20 protein-coding genes are annotated in these 22284 nt (G+C 56.8%); 11 read left to right on the forward strand and 9 right to left on the reverse strand.

Annotated features, from left to right (window positions below; all coding sequences use genetic code 11):
* The gene (locus ABIB24_RS18865) at positions 1-1479 is read left to right on the forward strand and encodes a TnsD family Tn7-like transposition protein (protein ID WP_013974897.1); all 1479 of its coding nucleotides are present in this window, start codon (positions 1-3) and stop codon (positions 1477-1479) included.
* On the opposite strand, the gene ABIB24_RS18870 is transcribed toward ABIB24_RS18865, so the two are convergent.
* Positions 1451-2374 (reverse strand): TniQ family protein, encoded by a 924-nt coding sequence (locus tag ABIB24_RS18870; protein ID WP_114167560.1) that lies wholly within the window; start codon positions 2372-2374, stop codon positions 1451-1453. The genes ABIB24_RS18865 and ABIB24_RS18870 overlap by 29 nt on opposite strands.
* Positions 2375-2547: 173 nt before the next feature.
* Between ABIB24_RS18870 and ABIB24_RS18875 the strand changes: the two genes are divergently transcribed.
* The 3 genes from ABIB24_RS18875 (at position 2548) to ABIB24_RS18885 (ending at position 3820) form a co-directional block, all read left to right on the forward strand.
* Complete coding sequence (locus ABIB24_RS18875) at positions 2548-3018, forward strand: antitoxin Xre/MbcA/ParS toxin-binding domain-containing protein (protein WP_044047197.1); 471 nt, start codon at positions 2548-2550, stop codon at positions 3016-3018.
* A 143-nt stretch (positions 3019-3161) separates the two neighbouring features.
* On the forward strand, positions 3162-3494 hold the full coding sequence (locus ABIB24_RS18880; protein WP_044047196.1) for a DUF2790 domain-containing protein: 333 nt from the start codon (positions 3162-3164) through the stop codon (positions 3492-3494).
* Positions 3495-3631: 137 nt separating this feature from the next.
* A complete protein-coding gene (locus ABIB24_RS18885; RefSeq protein ID WP_044047195.1) occupies positions 3632-3820 on the forward strand; it encodes an AbrB/MazE/SpoVT family DNA-binding domain-containing protein in 189 nt (62 codons plus the stop codon).
* Between the two features lie 105 nt (positions 3821-3925).
* On the opposite strand, the gene ABIB24_RS18890 is transcribed toward ABIB24_RS18885, so the two are convergent.
* The 6 genes from ABIB24_RS18890 to ABIB24_RS18915 form a co-directional block, all read right to left on the reverse strand.
* The gene (locus tag ABIB24_RS18890) at positions 3926-4381 is read right to left on the reverse strand and encodes a DUF411 domain-containing protein (protein WP_044047194.1); all 456 of its coding nucleotides are present in this window, start codon (positions 4379-4381) and stop codon (positions 3926-3928) included.
* Positions 4371-5153, reverse strand: a complete 783-nt coding sequence (locus ABIB24_RS18895; RefSeq protein ID WP_013974894.1) for a c-type cytochrome — start codon at positions 5151-5153, stop codon at positions 4371-4373. The genes ABIB24_RS18890 and ABIB24_RS18895 overlap by 11 nt, the downstream gene beginning before the upstream one ends.
* Before the next feature lie 10 nt (positions 5154-5163).
* Positions 5164-6279: a copper resistance protein B gene (locus tag ABIB24_RS18900; protein ID WP_044047193.1), complete on the reverse strand. Its 1116-nt coding sequence runs from the start codon at positions 6277-6279 to the stop codon at positions 5164-5166.
* Positions 6269-6616 (reverse strand): hypothetical protein, encoded by a 348-nt coding sequence (locus ABIB24_RS18905; protein ID WP_013974892.1) that lies wholly within the window; start codon positions 6614-6616, stop codon positions 6269-6271. The genes ABIB24_RS18900 and ABIB24_RS18905 overlap by 11 nt, the downstream gene beginning before the upstream one ends.
* Before the next feature lie 14 nt (positions 6617-6630).
* Entirely contained in the window at positions 6631-8640 is a 2010-nt protein-coding gene (locus tag ABIB24_RS18910) for a copper resistance system multicopper oxidase (RefSeq protein WP_044047191.1), read from the reverse strand.
* A 181-nt stretch (positions 8641-8821) separates the two neighbouring features.
* Positions 8822-9028: a co-regulatory protein PtrA N-terminal domain-containing protein gene (locus tag ABIB24_RS18915; protein ID WP_013974890.1), complete on the reverse strand. Its 207-nt coding sequence runs from the start codon at positions 9026-9028 to the stop codon at positions 8822-8824.
* Positions 9029-9193: 165 nt separating this feature from the next.
* Between ABIB24_RS18915 and ABIB24_RS18920 the strand changes: the two genes are divergently transcribed.
* The 7 genes from ABIB24_RS18920 to ABIB24_RS18950 all read left to right on the forward strand — a co-directional run bounded on the left by ABIB24_RS18920 (position 9194) and on the right by ABIB24_RS18950 (position 18450).
* Positions 9194-9871, forward strand: a complete 678-nt coding sequence (locus ABIB24_RS18920) for a heavy metal response regulator transcription factor (protein ID WP_044047190.1) — start codon at positions 9194-9196, stop codon at positions 9869-9871.
* Entirely contained in the window at positions 9871-11277 is a 1407-nt protein-coding gene (locus ABIB24_RS18925; protein WP_044047189.1) for a heavy metal sensor histidine kinase, read from the forward strand. The genes ABIB24_RS18920 and ABIB24_RS18925 overlap by 1 nt, the downstream gene beginning before the upstream one ends.
* A gap of 470 nt (positions 11278-11747) precedes the next feature.
* The gene (locus tag ABIB24_RS18930) at positions 11748-12998 is read left to right on the forward strand and encodes a TolC family protein (protein WP_049798466.1); all 1251 of its coding nucleotides are present in this window, start codon (positions 11748-11750) and stop codon (positions 12996-12998) included.
* Positions 12995-14458: an efflux RND transporter periplasmic adaptor subunit gene (locus tag ABIB24_RS18935; protein ID WP_044047188.1), complete on the forward strand. Its 1464-nt coding sequence runs from the start codon at positions 12995-12997 to the stop codon at positions 14456-14458. Before ABIB24_RS18930 ends, ABIB24_RS18935 begins: the two co-directional genes overlap by 4 nt.
* Entirely contained in the window at positions 14455-17613 is a 3159-nt protein-coding gene (locus tag ABIB24_RS18940) for an efflux RND transporter permease subunit (protein WP_013974884.1), read from the forward strand. Before ABIB24_RS18935 ends, ABIB24_RS18940 begins: the two co-directional genes overlap by 4 nt.
* Positions 17610-17963 carry a copper-binding protein gene (locus ABIB24_RS18945; RefSeq protein WP_047595905.1) on the forward strand — a complete coding sequence of 118 codons (354 nt, stop codon included), beginning with the start codon at positions 17610-17612 and terminating at the stop codon, positions 17961-17963. Before ABIB24_RS18940 ends, ABIB24_RS18945 begins: the two co-directional genes overlap by 4 nt.
* Positions 17964-18123: 160 nt before the next feature.
* Positions 18124-18450 (forward strand): four-helix bundle copper-binding protein, encoded by a 327-nt coding sequence (locus ABIB24_RS18950; RefSeq protein ID WP_085982928.1) that lies wholly within the window; start codon positions 18124-18126, stop codon positions 18448-18450.
* Between the two features lie 1318 nt (positions 18451-19768).
* Here ABIB24_RS18950 and ABIB24_RS18955 read toward each other — a convergent pair.
* Together ABIB24_RS18955 and ABIB24_RS18960 are read right to left on the reverse strand one after the other, a co-directional pair.
* Positions 19769-20443, reverse strand: a complete 675-nt coding sequence (locus ABIB24_RS18955; RefSeq protein ID WP_013974882.1) for a heavy metal response regulator transcription factor — start codon at positions 20441-20443, stop codon at positions 19769-19771.
* A 490-nt stretch (positions 20444-20933) separates the two neighbouring features.
* Positions 20934-22277, reverse strand: a complete 1344-nt coding sequence (locus ABIB24_RS18960; protein ID WP_013974881.1) for an OprD family porin — start codon at positions 22275-22277, stop codon at positions 20934-20936.
* Between the last annotated feature and the right edge of the window lie 7 nt (positions 22278-22284).

The following is a 22284-nucleotide window of genomic DNA, read 5'->3' on the forward strand; positions in this document are numbered from 1 at the left end:
GTGGCTAACCTTCTGTTCTTCCCCCAGCCGTTTCCGGATGAGTCGCTCTATAGCCTGGCCGTGCGCTATCACAAGCTAGCAGCGAATCAGGGATACCGAGCGACCAGCCAAGAGCTGTTCGGTAGCTACTCGCGTACCTGCGGTTCCATCCTGCCGTGCTGCTTAGAGGCTCTGTCTGAACGTCTCAGAGGCGCCTTCTCTGTAGGAGAGCTGATCGAGCGCTTCACGCTTTTACCGCTTTTTCTGCCTTTTTTGGACGACGAGAAGGGCCGCGATGCTGCCGTTCTAATGGGAGGTAATCGAGGTACAGGCCTCAAGATGGCCTTGGGCATTACAGCATCGCGTTTCCTCCAACACGCCTCGTTTAGGTATTGCGAGAGCTGCGTCAGAGAGGACATTCTGGAGTGCGGCTCAGCTTATTGGCATCGTATTCACCAAGCATCGGGCACTTGCATTTGTCCACGCCACAGCGAAGTACTACAGGCGATTAGATTCCCCGGATGGTCAGATTGGCGTTGTATGTTGCTTCCGGGGGAATCTGCTGGAACGCCGGTTATGGACTGTGGTGACCACAGCGGGGCCGTTGCCATTGCCCACATGCAGCTGTGGGGGCTAGACCATCCCAATGAGATGAAAACGATTCTGGCTGGAAATTTGCTCAGGAACCGTTTGGACGAGATGGGTTTTATCAGGTCTGGACGAATTAGAGAGCAGATGCTGAGAGATTTTTTAACCAGGCGACTTCGGTGCAGTCCTAGCGCCGCCGAATTCGAAGAAATGGTTCGATCCGCTGAGTGGGTCTTTCAGATATTGCGGCGACAAGGTCGAACCGTGCAGCCTTTCAAGTTCTATTTTCTCTGCTGGCTCCTTGATCTAGAGCTGGAGCACCTGAAGACCTACCGTCTAGAGGACGTTAATCGCGCTGGTATTGTGGTCCGGCCTGATGAACCGAATAACCTCATCCCTGACGATGACCTTCACGCCCGGCGAATAGCGTTTGCGAAGAGTACGAATCTCAAATGTCATGACAAGCCGGGCTATCAGTGGTTGTACCGCCACGACAGGGAATGGTTGGCCCGTTATGTTGCTGGGAACCCCTACCACAGAGACCGAAGAATTTTGATCGATTGGCAATCCAGGGACTCGGCCCTTGCGTTGGAGCTCGCTAAAGCGAAGACGATGATTCTTTCTGTAGACGGAAAGCCTCAGCAGGTCACCCGCGCTGCTCTATGTAGGCGTGTCCTAAACGCTCATGCTTTCCTCAAGATGCCGGACCACTTTCCGATGAGCACTAGGTTGATGGCGGGTTTACTTGAGTCTACTCATGACCATCAGCTACGTAAAATCCGGTGGGCAATTCGAGAATACTCGCTGACTGAAAACTGTGCGATGAGTGTTTTATACCGTTATGCAGGAATAAGAATATCTCGCGTATCCGAAGATGAAGTCTTTACGCAGATACGTGACGATATGGATTAGTTTTCATGGCTTCGTGCAAAAGTTTATTGAATATGACTGTTTTCTTCTCCCGCAGCACGTCTTGCTCATCCTTATTATTTAGCAAGTTGAAATAATTTTCAGCGGTGTGGCATCCAAGAAACACATAGATAGGATATTTGTCGCTGGTAGAGATACTGACATGGGTGAGTCTCGAAGTTATGCCCATTTCTTCGTTGATCAGTTTGGAAATATTCAGCTGGGTTTTTTCGAATGCGCTAGTTCGATTTATCATGAGGCTTGCATATGCGACAAAGTCTGCCATTCCATCCTTGATCATAGGGCCGCTATAGTCCAAAAGGTCTGCGACAAATTTGGCATACATATGACGGTTTGATCCGAATTCTCGCTTTTGACGTTTTGACCATGTGTTAAGCTTGCTGCACTTGGCTAGGTGATTAATCTCGTGCTTTTTCATTGGTATTGAGCAGGTCGGACATGTCTCGATTAGAGCGCAGGCATGAGTACTGCACACCTGTACGGAACCCAATACGTGCCTGCGATGAATATAGGGGCTTCCGCAATTATCCAAGTCTTCGCGAACACAATCTGGACAAACCTTTTCCCAAGTTTTCGGTGTGACGATTGCGGTCGCTCGATGACGCCCGAGGGCAGCTATCATAGGATACAAAGTGTGATCGCTTAAGGCTAGGTCCGAAATCTTGTGCTCGTCTAGCAGCTTTGGGTAATAGAATTCTTGATGCGGCCGCCACTCTGTTTGCAACTTCCCCAAAGTCTTATTAATTCCGAACCCAATACGAGGTTTCGCTTTTATATAGAAATCTTCAGTTTTCAACGATTTAATGCCTAGGAGCTCATTGCCGCGCTTAAGCGCAGATGCGATATATTCTCCAGGTAATGGTGTGAAAATTTTCATGCAATGATGTTCTGGAAGACGAGTGGTATGGCATTTTAGTTAGAAGACACCGGTACTGCATACACATTAGTGATCGTTTTGGGCTAAGGTGTGAAGGTTAAAGGGCGTCGGGCGTGCTTGGGAATCAAATTCGATCTAGTCTGACAGCCAACGCACAAGAGGAGGTCGATGCAATGAATCCTACAAGCACGCCCCCACCTGTTGAATCGCAGGCTTTTGCACCAACGTTCCACTTGGTTCATACCGACCTTGATGAGTTGAGCCAGCTGGAGCTCCTGCGTCTTGTCCAAACAGGATTTTTTTTCAGCGACGTGAAATGCATGGTCGAGTCCTCAAGCCTATTCAAGGCTCGTAACCTCGTCAGGCGAATCACAGGAATATCGACCAGAAGCGTTCACCGTCTGAGCCATTCCGTTCAGGCCCATCGCCTGGATGCCCAGCAGAGCGCGGTGGCGTTTCAATATGCGAAAGGACTGGAGCTTGCGTCGAAGGTATTTGGCTCTCAGATGCTCGCGGAGCAGTGGCTTTGTCGGCCGTGCGGCCGTTTGATGGGGTTTGTACCCTTCGAGATGCTCGACACGTCGCTCGGATTCAGCGTGGTAGCGGACTATCTTGAGCGTCTTCGCCTGGGTGTCTATCAGTAGTGTGCCTGAGGGGAATTGGTATGCCGTGTAGACGCAACGCTACCTCCATCTGCAAGCCGGACTTACAACCTTGTAATCCCCGTATCACTCAATTGACAGCGACAAAATCCTAATCTTCAGTCACGTCTATTGGAGTGATTGAAATGAAAGTCATCAAAAGCATCGCGGCCATCCTGGCCATAGTGGCCTCCTCAACCGCGCTCGCCGAAGGAGGATCCGACCGTCTATACGGGAAGATGATTCAGGCCAATGAGCAAGCTATGCGAGCTTATGCGGCCGTCAATGATATGAAGCCACCGGAGGTGATCCATTATCGCTACGGGATGCGGCTCGACGTGGCGAGAGTAATCAGCATGACATCGACCAAGGCGAGCTGTGACGTGATGCCAGCACAGATGAACTACGAGGATTCCAATGGAGACCTGAAAATCCTTGAGTACCGGACCGCTGGTATCGGTTGCCGGGGCCAGAACTGAGCACTGATCGAGCGGGCAGGACTTACGCTGATAAAAAGCCGGGTTGAAGCGTCAATTCCGGCGATTGATCGCCTGGTTACCGGCTTTCATGACTGGTGGAGTACGATGAGAATTGGTAGCTCAGGCAGGACAGCCCAATGACTCAATCAGCGCGCACCACGGTCAAGTGCCTTGATCCCGGCGACGGCTCCGGCGATGTGATTGTGGAACTACCCGACGACATTCTGAGCGAGCTCGGGGTCACGACGGGCGACAGACTCTCCATCGAGCTTATCAACGGCGATATCGTACTCAAGCCAGTCCGCGAGCGCCGTGAATCTGATTAGCTACGCTTTGCAGGCCCTCTGTGTCGTCGTGTTGAGCTGATGAAACTTTCTAGCGGGGATTTATGGGACGGCAGTCAGCCTACTGCCGTCCTTCTGGTCGGTGGGTTATTTGGCTGGATAGTTGGCGACTACTTGGTCCTCGCCGCTTTTGGTCAAACCAATAACCTGGTAGGCATGGCTTACACCATCAACCTCCATGCCTGGGGATCCAGCTGGCATTCCTGGCACGGCGATCCCTACCAGATCGTTCCGCTCCTTGAGTTCTCGAATCTGCTCAGCTGGCACGTGACCTTCAACAAACTTTCCGTCAATCACGGCTGTGTGGCAGGAGGCTAACCGTGGCGCTACGCCCAGCTTCTGTTTCACTGCGCTCATGTCCGTCTCAACATGGTCGGTCACTTTGAAACCATTGGCTTCCAGGTGCGCGATCCACTTCTTGCAGCAACCGCAGTTCGCATCTCGGTGAACGTCGATGGACAATGACTCTGCGGCGTAGGCCGCCGAGGCCACCAGCAGCCCAGCGATTGCGGCTAGCCGAACGAGTATCCGGTTAGTTGGCATGAGTGTGCTCCTTACCGTCTTTGTGAACATGCGTCTTTGTCGACGATTTCGGGTGGGCGTCCGAATGGGCTTCGGCCGCATTGTGGTCACCGTGATGATCTGCCGCTTGGGCGGCGCCTGCGGGTGCAGCTCCATGGTCGTGAGCTGTCTGAGCATGGTCGTCATCTGCCGCTTCGTCGTGATCGCCACGCTCGGCATGACCGCTCCCGCCGTGCTGGCCCTCATGATTATGCATATCGCTTTCACCGCCGCCGTGCTGATGGCCGCCGCTCGTGGCCACCAACGCCTTGTACTGCTCAGAATTCATTTGGGGCAGTTGGTCAAGGAACGCGACTATTCCCCAGATGTACTCATCACCCATGCTCTTGCCCCAGGCGGGCATGCCGGTGGCTTTGATGCCGTGCTTGATCGTCCAGAATGCGGCAGCCGGATCGTCTCCGACACCCACCTTGGTGAGGTCAGGTGGCGACGGGTATAGCGCTTGGCTGAGTTCTGTCTTTCCAACGCCAGGGGCGAGGTGGCACCCAATGCACATGGCGTTGTAGTTGCCTGCGCCTGCCTTGATCAACGCAGCGTTCTTCAGGTCAGGCACTTCAATGTCTCGCGCTCGAACCTCAATCGACCGGTCGCGAGCCATGGCGAGAAACGAATGGACAGCCGGGAAGTGAGGATCATCGGCGCCGACATTCACCAAGCCGAAATACGCGGTGCCCAATACCGCAGCACTTCCGACAGCACCGGCCACAAGCAGCGTTGTAATTGTTCTTTTCATGTTGGAATTCTCAGAACCACATCCTGATACCGGCAACGAAGCGTGCCTCATCAACATCTCCACCCTCGTCTCGGATGAAGTCAGCGGTGTTGCCGTAGGAGCGGCTCCAGGTAACGCCTATGTACGGGGCAAACTGGCGGACGATTTCATACCGTAGACGCAGCCCGACTTCGGTATTGGCCAGACCCGATCCAACACCGCGCTCAGGATCGTTCTTGCCATAGAAGTTCGCCTCAGCCGTGGGCTGCAAAATCAAGCGATTGGTCAGCAGGATGTCGTATTCGCCTTCAAGACGCGCAGCAGTCTGGCCGTTTTCGCCGATGAACGCCGTAGCTTCGGCCTCGAAGTCATACAAGGCCATGCCCTGAATACCAAAGGCTGCCCAGGTCTGCGGTGATTCCGGTTTGAAATCCTGACGGACCCCGGCGACCACGTCCCACCAAGGACTGACCGAGCGCCCGTATAGCAGTTGCAGCTCAGCATCTTCGGTTACCCCGTTGGTGCGCTCGCCTTCCGACCGAACCCAGAGTCGATTGATGTCGCTACCTACCCAGCCAGATGCATCCCAAGCCAGGGTGCTGCCCTCATCGGCGTCCTGGTATTCGAGCTGGTCCAACAGAAAGAAGCTGTTGATTCCGCTGTCGTGCACCTGGTGGCCACCCAAAGGCGGAAAGGCTGCCTCGCGGTCGGCATCAGTGAGCACTGGAATCGGCGTGCGGCTCGTTGTGGTCGGAGAAGTCGCTGAACCAGGATTCATCTGGGAATGGTCCATGCCCTTCATCGAACCGTGATCCATGCCCTTCATGTTTCCATGGCCCATTTTGCTGTGGTCCATCTTGCTATGGTCCACCGGGCTGGATTTGCTCTGGCTTTGAGCATGCCCCATCTGGCTGTGATCAACAGGGGCAGGCTGTTTCTGCTGTTTGCTCATCCCCATCTTGCTGTGATCCATCGCCGGCATCGATTCGGACGGAGCAGCATCCATTTGCATGGAACCGTGCCCCATTTTCGAATGATCCATGCCCGAGTGATCCATTTCTTCAGCGGCGAAGCTGGGCGTTACGCCCAGCATGCCGATTGAAACAGTCAGGGCCAGCAGCGAAGGCCGCCCAAGGCTATTGACCATCTTTCCCTGCCTTAGCTTTGTCGCTGCCATGCGATTCCATCATTTTGTCGTGGTCCATGCCTTCCATCGAGCCATGGTCCATCCCCTTCATCGAGCCATGGTCCATCCCCTTCATCGAGCCGTGGTCCATACCTTCCATGGACCCATGGTCCATGCCTTCATGGTTCATGCCCTGGCCCTGCTTGTCCTGCGAACCTTTGGCTTTACCGGCCTCGGTGGATTTCTGGGAATGCTGATCGTGGTTGTCGCTAGACCACGACGACGGGGCATAAACAGCCAACATGCCGACCATCGCAGCAGAGAGGAAAAAGGCGCTTCGTTTCATTGGTTTGCTCATCTCAAATCTCCAGTTCATTCGTCCACACGGACTTCTCGGAACATGCCCATTTCCATGTGGAACAGTAGGTGACAGTGATAGGCCCAACGTCCCAAGGCATCTGCGGTGACGCGATAGCTTCGTTTTGAGCCAGGTGGCATGTCGATGGTGTGCTTGCGAACCATGAAGTTGCCGTTCTCGTCCTCCAGATCACTCCACATACCGTGGAGATGGATGGGGTGAGTCATCATGGTGTCGTTGACCAAGGTGATGCGAAGACGCTCGCCATATTTCAACCGCAGCGGTTCAGCGTCGGAGAATTTGATACCGTCGAACGACCATGCGAACTTCTCCATTTGGCCGGTAAGGTGCAGTTCGATTGTGCGTCCAGGCTCTCGACCATCGGGATCGATGAAGGTGCTCCGCAAATCGGCGTAGGTCAGCACTCGGCGCCCGTTGTTGCGCAGGCCAATTCCCGGATCGTTCAGCTTCGGGGTCGGCGACATGGTCTGCATATCGACCAACGGGTTGTTGGTCTCGGAAGTCGGATGGCTCTGCATTGCACCGCTCATGCCGGCCATGCCCTCATGACCCATCCCAGCCATCTTGCTGTGATCCATGCCGGCCATGTTGCCGTGGTCCATTCCAGCCATCTTGCTGTGGTCCATGCCGGCCGTGCTGCCATGGTCCATTCCAGCCATCTTGCTGTGGTCCATGCCGGCCATGTTGCCATGGTCCATTCCAGCCATCTTGCTGTGGTCCATGCCGGCCATGTTGCCGTGATCCATTCCAGCCATCTTGCTGTGGTCCATGCCGGCCATGCTGCCATGGTCCATCCCAGCCATCTTGCTGTGATCCATGCCGGCCATGTTCCCTTGGTCCATGCCAGCCATGCCGCCGTGATCCATTCCGCCCATGCTGCCGTGGTCCATGCCCATATCGCTCATGGCGATGATCGGGCGTGGATCTACCTCCGGTACGGGCGCTTGCAAGTCTTCACGAACTGCCAGGGTGCCTCGGGAGTACCCGGTACGGTCCATGGATTGCGCGAAGATCGTATAGGCCTGCTCGTTTTCAGGTTCGACGATGACATCGTAGGTTTCGGCAACGGCGATCCGGAACTCATCGACCGATACGGGTTTGACGTACTGGCCGTCAGCAGCCACAACCGTCATCTTGAGCCCAGGAATCCGGACATCGAAATAGGTCATGGCCGAGCCGTTGATAAAGCGCAGGCGGATCTTCTCGCCGGGCTTGAAGAGTCCCGTCCAGTTGCCGTTCGGAGCCTGGCCGTTCATGAGGTAGGTGTAGGTATACCCGCTCACGTCAGCGAGGTCGGTGGGGCTCATCTTCATTTCAGCCCACATCTTCCGATCCGCTACAGCGGCCGACCAGCCTTTCTCGCTCACATCGTCAACGAAGTCGCTTACAGTGCGCTTGTGGAAGTTGTAGTAGTCAGATTGCTTCTTGAGTTTGGAGAGCACCCGCGCCGGGTCTTCATCCGTCCAATCGCTGAGCATGACGACGTAATCACGGTCGTACACAAACGGCTCCGGATCCTTGGCATCGATCACCAACGCCCCATAGACCCCGGACTGTTCCTGGAGGCCTGAGTGGCTGTGATACCAGTAAGTGCCGTTCTGGTGGACCTTGAACTTGTATTCGTACATGCCATCGGGAGCGATGCCGTGGAAGCTCAAGCCCGGCACACCGTCCATGTTGGCGGGCAGGATGATGCCGTGCCAGTGAATGGAGGTGTCCTGTTTCAGCCGGTTGCGTACGCGCAGCGTCACGGTGTCGCCTTCGCGCCATCGCAGGATCGGCCCTGGCACGGAGCCGTTGATGGCCATGGCCGTACGAGCTGCACCCGTGATGTTGACGGGCAGTTCGCCGATATACAGATCGAAGTCCGTGCCGCTGAGCACGTTCGGTTGGCCAGGGCTGGTCACGGCCCAGACCGGCGCGCGCCACATGCCGAGCCCACCCAGAAGTCCGGTAGCGGCCAGGCCTTTGACGAAAGATCGTCTCGTGGTTTTGCTTTGCATGCCGTTGCGTCCAGTCAGGTAGATCGCTGATATCCAGGCTGCTAGATGGTGCAGCCCTTGGGTTCATTGGAGCTCTCACCAGTCTCGTAGACTTTCGCCACTACGCGAGGCTGATGAGAGGCCGTACTCTGAAACAGCCATAGTTCAGATTCCGGGATGATTACTTTTCTGTAAGCTAGGATCAGCAGCTTTCGTGGCCCGCGTGCTTGCTGGACTGGGCGGCGAATGGCGCCTGCTCTTTCTTCCCCTGCGCAACCTGGGAGGCCTGCATGGAGCTTTGGAGAGCCGCTTCCATCCGTGCAAAGGTCCGGTCCGCGCCGCCCTCTGCCAGGGCAATGCCTGCCATGCCGAAGGTAACGACCATCACAATTGCTTTGACCATGTTCATCTGGAGATCCTCAGTGGGTTCTGCGCCTCATGGCGTCAGGTACAGGGTCAAGTTAGCCTCGCGGTGCTGTCAGAAAACTGATCTCGACATTACTTTTCCGTCAGCTTCTGGTTGGGCTTCTTTTTTCCCGCAAACTGGAAATGCACCCCGCGTGGATGAGAGCAGATGAAATTACTCGTGGCCGAAGATGAGCCGAAAACCGGTGTCTACCTCCAGCAAGGTCTAACAGAAGCTGGCTTCACCGTTGACCGGGTGATGACAGGCACTGACGCCCTGCAACAGGCACAGAGCGAAGCGTATGACTTGCTGATCCTCGACGTGATGATGCCGGGGCTCGATGGCTGGGATGTCCTGCGCAAGATCCGTGCGGCGGGTCAGGATGTGCCGGTCCTTTTCTTGACGGCCCGAGACGGCGTAGACGACCGCGTGAAAGGTTTGGAACTGGGCGCTGATGATTACCTGGTGAAGCCCTTTGCGTTCTCGGAGCTGCTGGCTCGAGTTCGTACGTTGCTGCGCAGAGGCAACGGTGGTTCTGCTCAAACCACTATGAAGATGGCAGACCTTGAGGTGGACCTGCTCAAGCGTCGAGCTACGCGAAACGGCAAGCGGATCGACCTTACTGCCAAGGAGTTTTCCCTGTTGGAGCTGCTCATGCGCCGACGCGGCGAGGTGCTTCCCAAATCGCTGATCGCTTCTCAGGTGTGGGACATGAATTTCGACAGTGACACCAACGTGATCGAGGTCGCGATTCGCCGACTGCGGGCCAAGATTGATGACGACTTCGCGCCAAAGCTAATCCATACCGCCCGAGGCATGGGCTACATGATGGATGTGCCCGAGTGATGCGCCCGCAATCATCGCTCGTCAAGCGGCTGACCCTGATGTTCATGTTCGCGGTGACTGCTGTCCTGGTGGTTGCCGGCGTCGCTTTCTACGGGCTCAGCCAGCACCATTTCCGGATGCTGGATGAGCAGGCGCTTTCTGAAAAGCTGGAGTCAACGCGTCATATCCTTTCCATCTCAGCAGCGCGAGGCGGGCTCGACGATCAGGAGCAGCAGCTGCGGGCATTGCTCGGCGCACATCAGGATCTGTCGGCGAAAATCACCAAGGCTGACGGAACGGTCCTGTTTTCAGACCCCAAAGCCTCCCAGATTCCTCAGCGGTTCGAGCAGGCGCATCGGGGTGCGGTCTGGGAGTGGCAGGATAAAGCGCAGAACTTCCGCGGCATTACCGCCCAGCTGACCATTGCAGGCGAGCCGGAACCGGTGACGGCCGTGCTGATGCTCGATGTCACCACTCACGCCCATTTCTTTGTCACCCTGCAATGGTGGTTCGGAATTGGTCTGGTGATCAGCGCGATTGTGAGCGCAGGCTTGGGCTGGGTCGTGGCCAAAAGCGGGCTTCGGCCTTTTGGGCAAATCACCAAAGTGGCCACCGGGATGTCGGCAAGATCACTTCGCGAACGCATTCCGCTGGAGCCCGTACCGCTAGAGCTTCAGGAGCTCATCCTGTCTTTCAACGGGATGCTGGGACGGTTGGAGGATGCATTCGTTCGGTTGTCCAACTTCTCTGCCGATATCGCTCACGAATTGAGAACGCCAGTCAGCAACCTTCTGACCCATACCGAAGTGGTGCTCACCAAGAAGCGTGACCTGGATGCCTATGAAGAAAACCTCTATTCGAACCTGGAAGACCTCAAGCGCATGTCGCGCATGATCGACGACATGCTGTTCCTGGCCAAGGCGGATAACGGTCTGATCGTGCCCGAGCAGATCGATGTGGAGCTCTCCGAACTCGTATCAAAGCTGTTCGAGTACTACCAATTCCTGGCTGAGGATCAAGGCATCCAACTGACCCTACACGGGCAGGGTAAGGTTCGTGGCGATCGCCTGATGATTGACCGAGCGCTTTCCAACCTTCTATCCAACGCGTTGCGCTACACCCCGGAAGGCAACGAGATATCAGTGCAGATCGAGCAGACGCCTGAAAGCGTGACGCTTTCCGTGCGTAACAGCGGGGTAACCATCGATCCCCAGCACATTGGCAAGATCTTCGACCGATTCTATCGAGCCGATCCAGCCAGACGCGAAGGCGGCCCAAGCAATGCAGGCCTGGGGCTGTCGATAACCCGCTCTATCATCGAGGCTCATAGCGGACGAATCTGGTGTACATCAGCGGAGGGTGTCACAACATTCTTCATCAGTCTCCCAGCCTCCAAGCGGTTGGTTAGTGCAGCCCCAACCCCTTAATGCTGAACTCATCCCGGTAACCTATACTCGCCCATCATGAATCGGCTCATTCGACTACTCACCCTCCTGATGCTAATCGTGGCGCTTCCGCTTAACGGGATGGCGGGCATCGATTCGGCGACTGAACCTTGCCCAATGCAGGCGATGGGCATGGAAATGATGGCGGGCATGGACCATGACTGCTGCCAGGACCAAGACCTGGGTAAGACTGGCGACCATGCCAAATCCTGCAAGGTCGGCCAGGAGTGCAGGACTGCCAGTACCGTACAGATTAGCTTCCTGACGCCTGGGCTGACTTTCGCCAAGCCACGACCTGCCGATACCTACGCTGTAGGCATAGCGACAGGTTCTCCCCCCGATCCGTGGCGTCCTCCCCGCGTCTGATTCCCTCTTAATTTCACACCGTCGTTCCGCCTAGCAGCGGGGCGATGGCACGCGCCTGGGCGCTGATCTTTCGAGGAATCATTTTCATGACTCCCCAACGTTTTCAGGGACGGATAACCACGGCCGTCCTGTTCATACTGCTGCCGGCTGTCTCGGCACAGGCTGCAACGCTGTCGCTGGATGAGGCGCTGCAACTGGCTGAACGTAACGCTCCCTCTCTACAGGCCCGCCAGGAGCAGGCATCAGCTGCGCGCAGCGCAGTCATTCCAGCGGGCGAACTACCCGATCCGCGCCTGAATCTCGGGGTACAAAACCTGCCGATTGAAGGCACCGATCGCTGGAGCATGAACAGAGACTTCATGACCATGCAGGTGGTTGGCCTGTCCCAAGAAGTACCGAACCGGGACAAACGCAAAGCTCGCATAGAGACAGCGCAGGCCACGGTCGAGCGAGCCGATGCCGAGGCGATCTTCGAACGCTTGAAGGTTAGGGCGGCAACCGCACAGGCTTGGGTTACTGCGTACACCGTGCAGCGAAAGCTTGAACAGTTCGACGCCTTCTACAAAGAAAACCAGCTGCTGGCTTCCACGGTGCGGGCCCGCCTGGCCGGAGGCGCAGGCTCCAGCGCCGATACGCTGGCTCCCAAGCAAGAAGCCGCGCAGTTGGACGAGCAGAAAGACGTTCTATTGAGTCAGTCAGCTCAGGCGCGAGCCGCGCTGAAGCGCTGGATTGGGCAGGACGCCGAAGTAGGCGCGCCGACCTTCCCTGTCTGGCCTGTAGACGCAGCTGAATACTTGCACTCCGTCCATGCCCATCCGGAGCTCAATACCTACAACGCCATGACACGCGAGGCTCAAGCCCAGGTACACCAGGCTCAGGCGGAAAAGAAATCGGATTGGTCCTGGGGAGTGGATTATCAGCGCCGTGGTCCGGACTTCAGCAACATGGTCAGCCTGCAAGTCAGCTTCCAATTGCCATTGTTTACCAGCTCACGGCAAGACCCGATGATTGCGGCACGACGCGCACAAGTTCGCCAATTGGAAGATGAGCAGGACGCTGCCCTGCGCGAGCATCAAGCCCAGCTTGAAACAGACCTTGTCGAGTACCAACGCTTGCAACGGGCAGTGCGGCGCAGTCGCGAAACACTTTTGCCCCTGGCCGAGGACCGGGTACGCCTCGCTCTGGCGGATTACCGCGCCGGTAAGTCGCCGTTGAGTGAAGTGCTGTCGGCACGCCGGCAGCGTGTGGAGGCACTACTACAGGATGTGGACCTGCAAGGACAGTTGGCGGCAACAGCAGCGCGTCTGCATTTCGTTTATGGAGAGGTGCGGGCATGAGGAATAGGTCGATTGGTTTCGTCGTGGCTGCTGCCCTTGCTATTGGAATAGGCGCTGGCTTCTGGCTAGGTGGGAGAGGTGCGTATTCGCCATCGCAGCCCTTAGGTCAGGAAAAAAAAGCGCTGTACTGGTACGACCCGATGTATCCCCAGCAGCACTTCCCGGCGCCCGGAAAATCGCCGTTCATGGACATGCCGCTCGTGCCCAAGTATTCGGATGACACGGCTGGCGAGGAGCAGCCTGCGGTTCAGGTCTCGGCTGGGCTCCAGCAAAACCTTGGGATTCGATTGGCAACGGTGACGGCTGGCCGGCTAGAACGGACCCTAAGTGTGAGCGGCGTTCTGACGTTCGACGAACGCGACTTCAGCGTGTTGCAGGCCCGTACTGGCGGTTACGTCGAACGCGTCTATGGTCGAGCGACGGGGGACATCGTTGCCAAAGGGGCTCCTCTAGCCGATGTGCTGACCCCGGAGTGGGCTGGTTTGCAGGAGGAATACCTGGCGTTGCGGCATTCTGGCGACGCTCAGCTGACGGCGGCGGCACGACAGCGGCTCGTGCTCGCCGGCATGCCGGCCGACCTGATCAACCGGGTCGCGAGCACTGGGAAGGTGCAGCTCTCGGTCACACTCTCCGCACCCACTGCCGGTGTAATCCAGGTTCTCGATCTGCGACCCGGCATGACGCTGACGCCGGGCGCTACCTTAGCAAGGATCAATGGAGTGGCCAACGTCTGGCTGGAAGCGGCTGTGCCGGAAGCCCAGGCTCAAGGCCTTCGCGAAGGCCAGCCTGTGCAGGCGCAATTGCCAGCGTTCCCAGGCGATCCCATACCGGGCAAGTTGACTGCGCTATTGGCCGATGCCGATTTGCAGAGCCGCACGTTGCGCCTGCGTATCGAGTTGCCCAACCGAGATGGGCGGCTTCGTCCTGGGATGACCGCTCAAGTGGCTCTCCATCCCGGCGAGTCTGCCAAGCAAAGCCTCTTGGTGCCTGCCGAGGCGGTCATCCGCACCGGCAAGCGAGACCTGGTGATGCTGGCTGAAGACGGTGGTCGCTTCCGGCCGGTGGAAGTCGTGTTGGGCCAGGAGAGCAAAGGCCAAGTTGCGGTGTTGCAGGGTCTTCAGGCAGGACAGCGCATCGTCGCGTCCGGGCAATTCCTGTTGGACTCCGACGCTAATTTGAAAGGCATCGAGGCGGCGACGGTGCAGGATAGTCAGCCTAATGCGGGGCCAGCCCTGCATGAAGCGGATGGCCGTGTCGTGCAGATAGACGGCACACAGCTCACCGTTGCCCACGGTCCTTTCATCACCCTGGGCATGCCAGGGATGACCATGACCTTCCCTGTGGCTGAGCAGTCTCTCCTTGATGGCCTCAAGATCGGTGCGCAGATTCGCTTTGGCATACGCGAACGCGACGAGGGCATGGTCGTTGAGCAGATCAAAGTGTTGGAGGGCCAACCATGATTGCCAAACTGATCCGCTGGTCGGTAGGCAACCGTGTGCTGGTGCTCCTCGCCACGCTGTTTCTGGTGGCATGGGGCTTCGTCTCGGTGCGTAGCCTACCAATCGACGCCTTGCCCGACCTGTCGGACGTGCAGGTGATCATCCGCACGTCCTACCCAGGCCAGGCTCCCCAGATCGTTGAGAATCAGGTGACCTATCCGCTGACCACTACCATGCTCTCGGTTCCGGGGGCCAAAACGGTTCGCGGCTTCTCCGCCTTCGGTGACAGCTTCGTCTATGTGCTGTTCGAGGACGGCACCGATCTGTATTGGGCGCGCTCTCGGGTTCTTGAGTACCTGAGCCAGGCGCAATCGCGATTACCTGCCGCAGCCAAGCCGGTACTGGGCCCGGACGCCACCGGGGTGGGCTGGATTTATCAATATGCGCTGGTCGATCGTAACGGCGGCCATGACCTGTCGCAACTGCGCAGCCTGCAGGACTGGTTCCTGCGCTATGAGCTCAAGACGCTGCCGGATGTCGCTGAAGTGGCCACCATCGGCGGTATGGTCAAGCAGTATCAGGTCGTGCTCGATCCGCTGCGCATGGCCAGCCTCGGTATCACCCAGGCTGAGGTGGTGGAGGCTATAGGCAAGGCCAACCAGGAGACCGGTGGCGGTGTACTGGAGCAAGGCGAAGCGGAATTCATGGTACGTGCGGCCGGCTACCTGCGATCGCTGGATGATTTCAGAGCGATACCCCTGCGACTGGCTACCAAGGGCGTGCCGGTGACATTAGGCGACGTCGCTACGGTGCAGATAGGTCCGGAAGCCCGCAGAGGCATAGGCGAACTGGACGGCCTCGGCGAAGCCGTAGGAGGTGTGGTGATCCTGCGCAGCGGGAAGAATGCTCGTGAGGCCATCGCGGACGTCAAGGCTAAGCTCGAAACCCTGAAGAAAGCCCTGCCAGCCGGGGTGGAACTTGTCACCGTCTACGACCGCAGCCAGTTGATCGACCGTGCCGTGGAGAACCTCAGTCACAAGCTGATCGAGGAGTTCTTGGTAGTGGCGTTGGTATGCGCAGCCTTTCTCTGGCACCTGCGCTCGTCATTGGTGGCTATCGTTTCGCTGCCCGTGGGAATCCTGATAGCGCTGATCGTCATGCGTCATCAGGGCATCAACGCCAACATCATGTCCCTTGGCGGAATCGCTATTGCCATCGGTGCAATGGTGGACGCTGCCGTGGTCATGATCGAGAACGCCCACAAACGTGTTGAGGCCTGGCATATCCGGCATCCTGGTCAACCTTTGCGGGGAGAAGCGCATTGGAGGGTAATGACGGAGGCGGCCGTCGAGGTAGGGCCGGCACTGTTCTTCAGCCTCATGATCATCACGCTTTCGTTCATCCCGGTGTTCACGCTGCAAGCCCAGGAAGGACGCCTCTTTGCACCCTTGGCCTTTACCAAGACCTACGCAATGGCTGCGGCAGCTGCGCTATCGGTGACCCTGATACCGGTGCTGATGGGGTACTGGATCAGAGGGCCACTGCCTGCGGAACAGCGCAACCCGCTCAACCGGGGCCTCATCCGGCTATACCGTCCGGCATTGGAGGTCGTCCTGCGCCGGCCTCTGGTTACCCTCGCTGCAGCATTGGTGATCCTGCTCAGCAGTCTGTGGCCCTTGAATCATCTTGGGGGCGAGTTCCTTCCTCCGCTCGATGAAGGTGATCTGCTCTACATGCCTTCAGCCTTGCCTGGACTCTCGGCGCAGAAAGCTTCAGAGCTGTTGCAGCGAACGGATCGTCTGATTCGAACTGTTCCCGAAGTGGCCAGTGTCTTTGGTAAAGCCGGCCGCGCCGAGTCAGCTACCGACCCGGCACCGCTGGAGATGTTCGAGACCACCGTTCGGCTCAAGCCCAAGAGTGAGTGGCGTCCAGGAATGACCACGGACAAGCTTATCGAGGAGCTTGATCGCACTGTGCGTGTGCCTGGGCTGACCAACATCTGGATCCCGCCCATCCGCAACCGCATCGATATGCTGGCCACCGGCATCAAGAGCCCAATCGGCGTCAAGGTGGCCGGCAGCGACCTAGGCCAGATAGACCGGGCCACTCTCGCTGTGGAGCGGGCCGCGAAAAAGGTGCCTGGAGTGACTTCGGCGCTGGCAGAGCGTTTGACTGGTGGCCGCTACATTGATCTGGATATCGACCGCCATGCCGCTGCCCGTTACGGTCTGAACATCACCGACGTACAGGCCATCGTGGCCGGCGCCATTGGTGGCGAAACCATCGGGGAAACAGTTGAAGGCTTGGCCCGCTATCCCATTAGCGTGCGCTATCCACGCGAATGGCGTGATTCGGTGGAGGCGTTGCGTCAGCTGCCGATCTACACCTCGCAGGGCGGCCAGCTGACGCTCGGCAGCGTGGCCCGCATACGTATTGCTGATGGCCCGCCCATGCTGAAGAGCGAGAATGCTCGCCCCTCGGGCTGGGTGTACATCGACGTGCGCGGCCGGGACCTTTCGTCTGTTGTTGCAGACTTACGTCAGGCGATCGACAGCGAGGTAAAGCTCGATTCAGGCATGAGCTTGAGCTACTCCGGCCAGTTCGAATACCTGGAGCGGGCGAACGCCCGTCTGGCCTGGGTGGTGCCAGCGACGCTGGCCATCATCTTCGTGCTGCTCTACCTGACCTTCGGCCGCCTCGGTGAAGCACTGCTCATCATGGGCACTTTACCTTTTGCCCTGACCGGGGGCGTCTGGCTGCTCTACCTGCTGGGCTACAACCTTTCAGTGGCCACAGGCGTTGGCTTCATTGCCCTGGCCGGCGTAGCGGCGGAGTTCGGAGTGATCATGCTCATCTACCTGAATAACGCTTGGGCTGAGCGTCAGGCCAACGGCGAAACTACACGAGCAGCGCTGCTCGACGCGATCCGTGAGGGCGCGGTGCAACGCATCAGGCCCAAGGCAATGACTGTGGCAGTCATCGTTGCAGGCCTGCTGCCCATCCTCTGGAGCAGCGGTACCGGCAGCGAGGTCATGAGCCGCATCGCGGTGCCCATGGTGGGCGGCATGCTCACCGCCCCCTTGCTTTCACTTTTTGTAATCCCTGCGGCGTACTGGCTGATCCGTCGCCGCGAACTTGCTGTAACTACCCCCAACCTCTCAGGAGAAATCCAATGAAAAAGCTAATTGTCATCGCAGGCCTGGTCACAGCTTTCGCCGCCAGTGTGCATGCCCAGGACATGGATGGTATGGACATGAAGAAAATGCCAGCCTCCGCCGAGGGTGGCCAAGGCAGCCAGGCGGCGCCCACTGCGCATGCGGAAGGGACAATTAAGGCGCTGGATCCTCAAAGCGGGAAAATCACCTTGGCGCACGGCCCGGTAGCAGAGCTCAAATGGCCGGCGATGACCATGGGCTTCCAAGCTGAGCCTGCACAGCTGAAGGGCTTGAACGTAGGAGACAAGGTGAAATTTGGGTTCCGTATGGAGGGAAGTGTCGCGAAAATCGTGAGCATCCAGAAGCAGTGATTGAAAAGCCTTGAATGATCGGGCACGCCTTCATACCGAGATGATTCGGACAAGCTTACAGAAATGTAATCAATCTTCAGGCCCCCGTCAGGTCGAACGCTACATACCGTCATGAGACGGTGCACTGGCATCTCATCGACCCGATACCGGAGATATGATCATGAACAGTAGCTTTGATGAATGCATCTCGGAATGCATGCGCTGCGCGCTGGCCTGTGAAGTCTGCGCGTCAGCCTGCCTGCGAGAGCAGGACGTAAAAATGATGGCTGACTGCATCAAGCTGGACAGGGATTGCGCAGATATGTGCAAGCTGGCGGCTACCTTGATGACACGAGAAAGCATGCTCGCCAAGGAATTTTGTGCGTTGTGCGCAAGGATTTGCCGCGCCTGCGGGGAGGCGTGCGGTAAGCATAAGGCAGACCACTGTCAGCATTGCGCACAGACCTGTTTGGCCTGCGCTGCATCCTGCGAAGCAATGGCTGCGTAAGCGTTTTCGCCCAGTCAGCTTTCCATGCGCCTGACAAAGGATATGGATACGTCGTTAACCGTCTGGCTAGGGAGACGGGTAGACCGCTGATGTTGAGCATGCGCTCTGGCGGAGCCTAGCTTGGGCAGCCATTCACCAAGGCGCTGCCTTACGGATCTGATGACAAAAAAGCCCGCCTCGGCGGCGGGCTATCAGATGTCTCCCAGGGGAGGCTGTAGGCCAACAAGTCTCGGAGCAAGCATTTGTAGGATACGCCTCTTGGCTCACGCCCACCAGCCAGCTTCGGCCGGAGCGAATGGTTCTACGTCGAGGGCATTGGAAACGGCTTATGTAGGCCCCGTCAATTGGCAGGGCAATCCGCAAAGACAAAGCAGGCCGATTATCCCCTGGCGGTATACCCCCAGGCAGAGTCAAAGGCAAAGCTAGGGGGGAAATCTAGCGGGTACCCCGATTTGAGGGCAGAATCACCAGCTTCACCTACGTTGCACTGGGTTGAGGGGCAGTTTGAAACTGCTATCTAGCGCGACAGCGACCATCGCCGCCATGAGCAAGAGCACAGGTGCGCCTTGAGTACTCAGCACAAAGGCCGTAGCAAACGGCCCCGTGGCCTGCGCCAAGACCATTGGGCGAGCTAATGCTCCCATGCGTGCGCGATACCCTTGCCAAACAGCACCAGAGGCAAGATGACTCTGGCAATAGTGAGAATCCCGATGCCGGCGCCCTACAGCGCTGCTGCAGGGAATGCCAGCCAAGGCACGCCAGGAATGAATAAGCAGATGCCGATGAAGCTCACCAACACGCCGGCACGGCCGACCAGGTTGGGTGAAGATGCCGAGCAAGCGAGAACTCCAATACTCTTGCCACCACCTGGGCCGGCCCAAGGACCATCCCCACCGCCAACACCGTGACCGTTGGAAGGCCAAGTTCCTTGAGCGAGGTGAGAAGATGCACAGAGAGGGTGGCCATGACGAAGGCAATGACCGTGAGTAGCCCTGCAACGAACCAGAAAAGCCGGCGGGCGCCATCATCGTTGAGCGGCGACTGAGCCTGCTTGGTGCTGTAGTCGGGAGGTTAACCTCATCGCCGGCGCACAGTATCAGAGGTAAGCCATGGCGCTGTTAAAAACAATGTCCGCTGAGCGTGCGTCAGCTCTGGCATACGCTTGGCCTTCCGTTACCTGTTGATAATCTATGCTATACCTTATGTCCAGCACACCTCATACGTTTAGTGAGGAAACGCGCGCTAAGGGTCAAAAACAGTATGGCTCGACTTACATGCATGATCCCTGGCTCTGTTTTCATGACTAAGTAGCGGGCGATCAACGCTTCTCAAGCACATAGCCCACACCGCGAAGCGTATGGATCAGCTTCGTCTCGAAAGGGTCATCGATCTTGGCTCTAAGTCTTCGAATCGACACTTCTACAACGTTTGTATCGCAGTCGAAGTTCATATCCCAGACCTGTGAGATGATCTGTGTGCGGCTGAGCACCACGCCGGTATTGCGCATTAGGTAGTGCAGAAGTGCAAACTCTTTCGTCGTCAGATCAATACGCTGGCCGTCCCTGAAGGCCCTGTGACGGCTCTGGTCTAGCTCCAGGTCAGCGACACGAATGATCTCCACAGATGCAGGGTGTTCAGACCTGCGCATTAAGGCGCGAACCCGGGCTAGCAGTTCTGGGAACTCAAATGGTTTGATCAGGTAGTCATCTGCACCGTTCTCCAAACCCCGGACCTTATCTGCCAAACGACTTCTCGCCGTGAGCATCATGATGCGGGAGGGGCAATTTTTACGCCTCAAAAGCTCAAGTACCTGCCACCCATCCATTTCTGGCAGATTGATATCAAGAATAATCAACTCGTATTCGTGTTGCTTGGCTAGGAATAGCCCATCTGACCCGGTATGCACGCAATCGACGACATAACCGCATTCTGTAAGGCCTTGACGCACATATTCCGCAGTTTTTACTTCGTCCTCAATTACCAGAATTCGCATGGGATTTTGTCTCGATATCACTGAGCAATTAACCGCGCACGCGCGCCGGCATTATTGAAAGGAATGGTAAATCAAAATGAGCTGGGTGGGGCCTAAATGACGGATTTGTAATTTCCAGGTAATATGATTGATAGTCTGGAGGTATATCTTTTCGCGGTTTGGGTTCGACAGGTGCGGGCCCTCTCTCCAATAGGTAATTTGACCTTATGAAGTATGTGGTTGTTTTCTTCTTTGTGTTGAGTTTGTTCCGTTCAGATGACGGCGAAGTTACTCATGTCGAGGAAACTGGTCATTGGTGCAGCCATGAGTTTCACCGGCATGCAATGCGTACACTCGAACGGTTGATTGAATTTTAGGTAAAAAAAAGGCGCCCAAAGGGCGCCAAATATCCACCTTTTACCAAAGGAGCACTTAAGCCACTCAAGGTGAATTCGTAATGCACATTTTTCTGAAGAGACCAGTTTACGAATAAACTGATCCCCTTAGAGAATCACAGGATCGAAAGCGGGTACTCAATGATCACACGAGTTTCATCCAGATCCGATTCGAATGCAGTGGCACGCGTGGTGGCCTGGCGCAACCGGAAGGACAGGTCTTTTGCTGGACCAGTTTGCACGACATATTTAACCTCTACGTCACGCTCCCAACGTTTCTGATTGGTGAGCGGATCACCGTTGGCGTCGGTGCGCATGTAGAACTGGTTGGCGTTCGAGTAGTCTGCGCCCGAGCCTCTAGCGTAGCGGGTCATGAACGTCAGACCAGGAATGCCGTAGCTGGTGAAGTTCAGGTCGTAGCGCAGCATCCAGGAACGCTCTTTCGGCGAGTTGAAGTCGCTGTACTGGATAGAGTTGTCGACGAAAATCGAGTCTGACTGACGCAGGTAGTCGAAATCATCGTCGCCGTTGTTGCGTTGGTGCGACAGGGCCAGGGTGTGAGCGCCGTAACGGACCCCGACCTTGGCACTCCAGATATCGTTGTCAAACTCGCCTAGGCGCTGCTTCCCTTCATCCACGGCTTTGTAATAGTTGAAGCCGCCAATCAGCGCAAGGTCGTCATTCAGTGGATAGGCGAAGCTGGTGCCAGCGTAGTACTGGTTCCAGACTTCTTTCAACTGACTGGCGTATACGCTCACGGTCCAGTTATCGTTGATCGCGTAATCACCGCCACCGTAGCCTACCCAAGGCGAGTTAACCGGGCCACCGTAGAAAGTTGCGAAGTTATCATTCAGATTGCTGGAGACCGGCTGGCTCATCGCATGCAGTCGGCCACCCTGCAGGGTGAGGCCCTGGATGCTGGTGTTCTCAACGGTCACACCGCGGAAGCTTTCAGGCAACAGGCGCGAGTCGCCTGATGCAACAACTGGCGTCGACGGGAAAACATCACCCACTTTCACGACCGTATCAAACAAGCGAACTTTAGCCGCCCCGCCAACCTTGGTGTATTCGTCGCGAGCTTCGCCTTTGTTATCAACAGGCATGACGTCGAATGAACTACGACCGCCGTTGCGCCCGTCACCAGTATCGAGCTTAAGCCCTATCATGGCAAAGGCATCAACACCAACGCCGACCGTCCCTTGGGTAAAACCAGAGTTGAATTTGGTGATGATCCCGTGCGCCCAGGCCTCGGAGTAGCCATTGGTGTTGCCCTTGCCGCTGTTGTAAGTGGGAGCTGAGCTGTCGCGGTTATCACGATTGAAATAGAAGTTGCGGTTGAGCACTGTAAGGCTGCTACCTTCGATGAAACCTTCGGGCTTATCTTCAGCTTGAGCAGTAACTGCATAGCTTCCAGACAGCGCCGAAACTGCCGCCAAATACAGTGGTACTTTGATTTTCATCCGATGC

The organism is Pseudomonas sp. UYEF17, assembly GCF_040546125.1.
Lineage (GTDB): Bacteria > Pseudomonadota > Gammaproteobacteria > Pseudomonadales > Pseudomonadaceae > Aquipseudomonas > Aquipseudomonas putida_Z.

Coding starts and splice junctions, on each gene's coding strand:
- ABIB24_RS18870 (WP_114167560.1), bottom strand. CDS start 2,374: ATGAAAATTTTCACACCATTACCTGGAGAATATATCGCATCTGCGCTT.
- ABIB24_RS18875 (WP_044047197.1), top strand. CDS start 2,548: ATGAATCCTACAAGCACGCCCCCACCTGTTGAATCGCAGGCTTTTGCA.
- ABIB24_RS18880 (WP_044047196.1), top strand. CDS start 3,162: ATGAAAGTCATCAAAAGCATCGCGGCCATCCTGGCCATAGTGGCCTCC.
- ABIB24_RS18885 (WP_044047195.1), top strand. CDS start 3,632: ATGACTCAATCAGCGCGCACCACGGTCAAGTGCCTTGATCCCGGCGAC.
- ABIB24_RS18890 (WP_044047194.1), bottom strand. CDS start 4,381: ATGCCAACTAACCGGATACTCGTTCGGCTAGCCGCAATCGCTGGGCTG.
- ABIB24_RS18895 (WP_013974894.1), bottom strand. CDS start 5,153: ATGAAAAGAACAATTACAACGCTGCTTGTGGCCGGTGCTGTCGGAAGT.
- ABIB24_RS18900 (WP_044047193.1), bottom strand. CDS start 6,279: ATGGTCAATAGCCTTGGGCGGCCTTCGCTGCTGGCCCTGACTGTTTCA.
- ABIB24_RS18905 (WP_013974892.1), bottom strand. CDS start 6,616: ATGAGCAAACCAATGAAACGAAGCGCCTTTTTCCTCTCTGCTGCGATG.
- ABIB24_RS18910 (WP_044047191.1), bottom strand. CDS start 8,640: ATGCAAAGCAAAACCACGAGACGATCTTTCGTCAAAGGCCTGGCCGCT.
- ABIB24_RS18915 (WP_013974890.1), bottom strand. CDS start 9,028: ATGAACATGGTCAAAGCAATTGTGATGGTCGTTACCTTCGGCATGGCA.
- ABIB24_RS18920 (WP_044047190.1), top strand. CDS start 9,194: ATGAAATTACTCGTGGCCGAAGATGAGCCGAAAACCGGTGTCTACCTC.
- ABIB24_RS18925 (WP_044047189.1), top strand. CDS start 9,871: ATGCGCCCGCAATCATCGCTCGTCAAGCGGCTGACCCTGATGTTCATG.
- ABIB24_RS18930 (WP_049798466.1), top strand. CDS start 11,748: ATGACTCCCCAACGTTTTCAGGGACGGATAACCACGGCCGTCCTGTTC.
- ABIB24_RS18935 (WP_044047188.1), top strand. CDS start 12,995: ATGAGGAATAGGTCGATTGGTTTCGTCGTGGCTGCTGCCCTTGCTATT.
- ABIB24_RS18940 (WP_013974884.1), top strand. CDS start 14,455: ATGATTGCCAAACTGATCCGCTGGTCGGTAGGCAACCGTGTGCTGGTG.
- ABIB24_RS18945 (WP_047595905.1), top strand. CDS start 17,610: ATGAAAAAGCTAATTGTCATCGCAGGCCTGGTCACAGCTTTCGCCGCC.
- ABIB24_RS18950 (WP_085982928.1), top strand. CDS start 18,124: ATGAACAGTAGCTTTGATGAATGCATCTCGGAATGCATGCGCTGCGCG.
- ABIB24_RS18955 (WP_013974882.1), bottom strand. CDS start 20,443: ATGCGAATTCTGGTAATTGAGGACGAAGTAAAAACTGCGGAATATGTG.
- ABIB24_RS18960 (WP_013974881.1), bottom strand. CDS start 22,277: ATGAAAATCAAAGTACCACTGTATTTGGCGGCAGTTTCGGCGCTGTCT.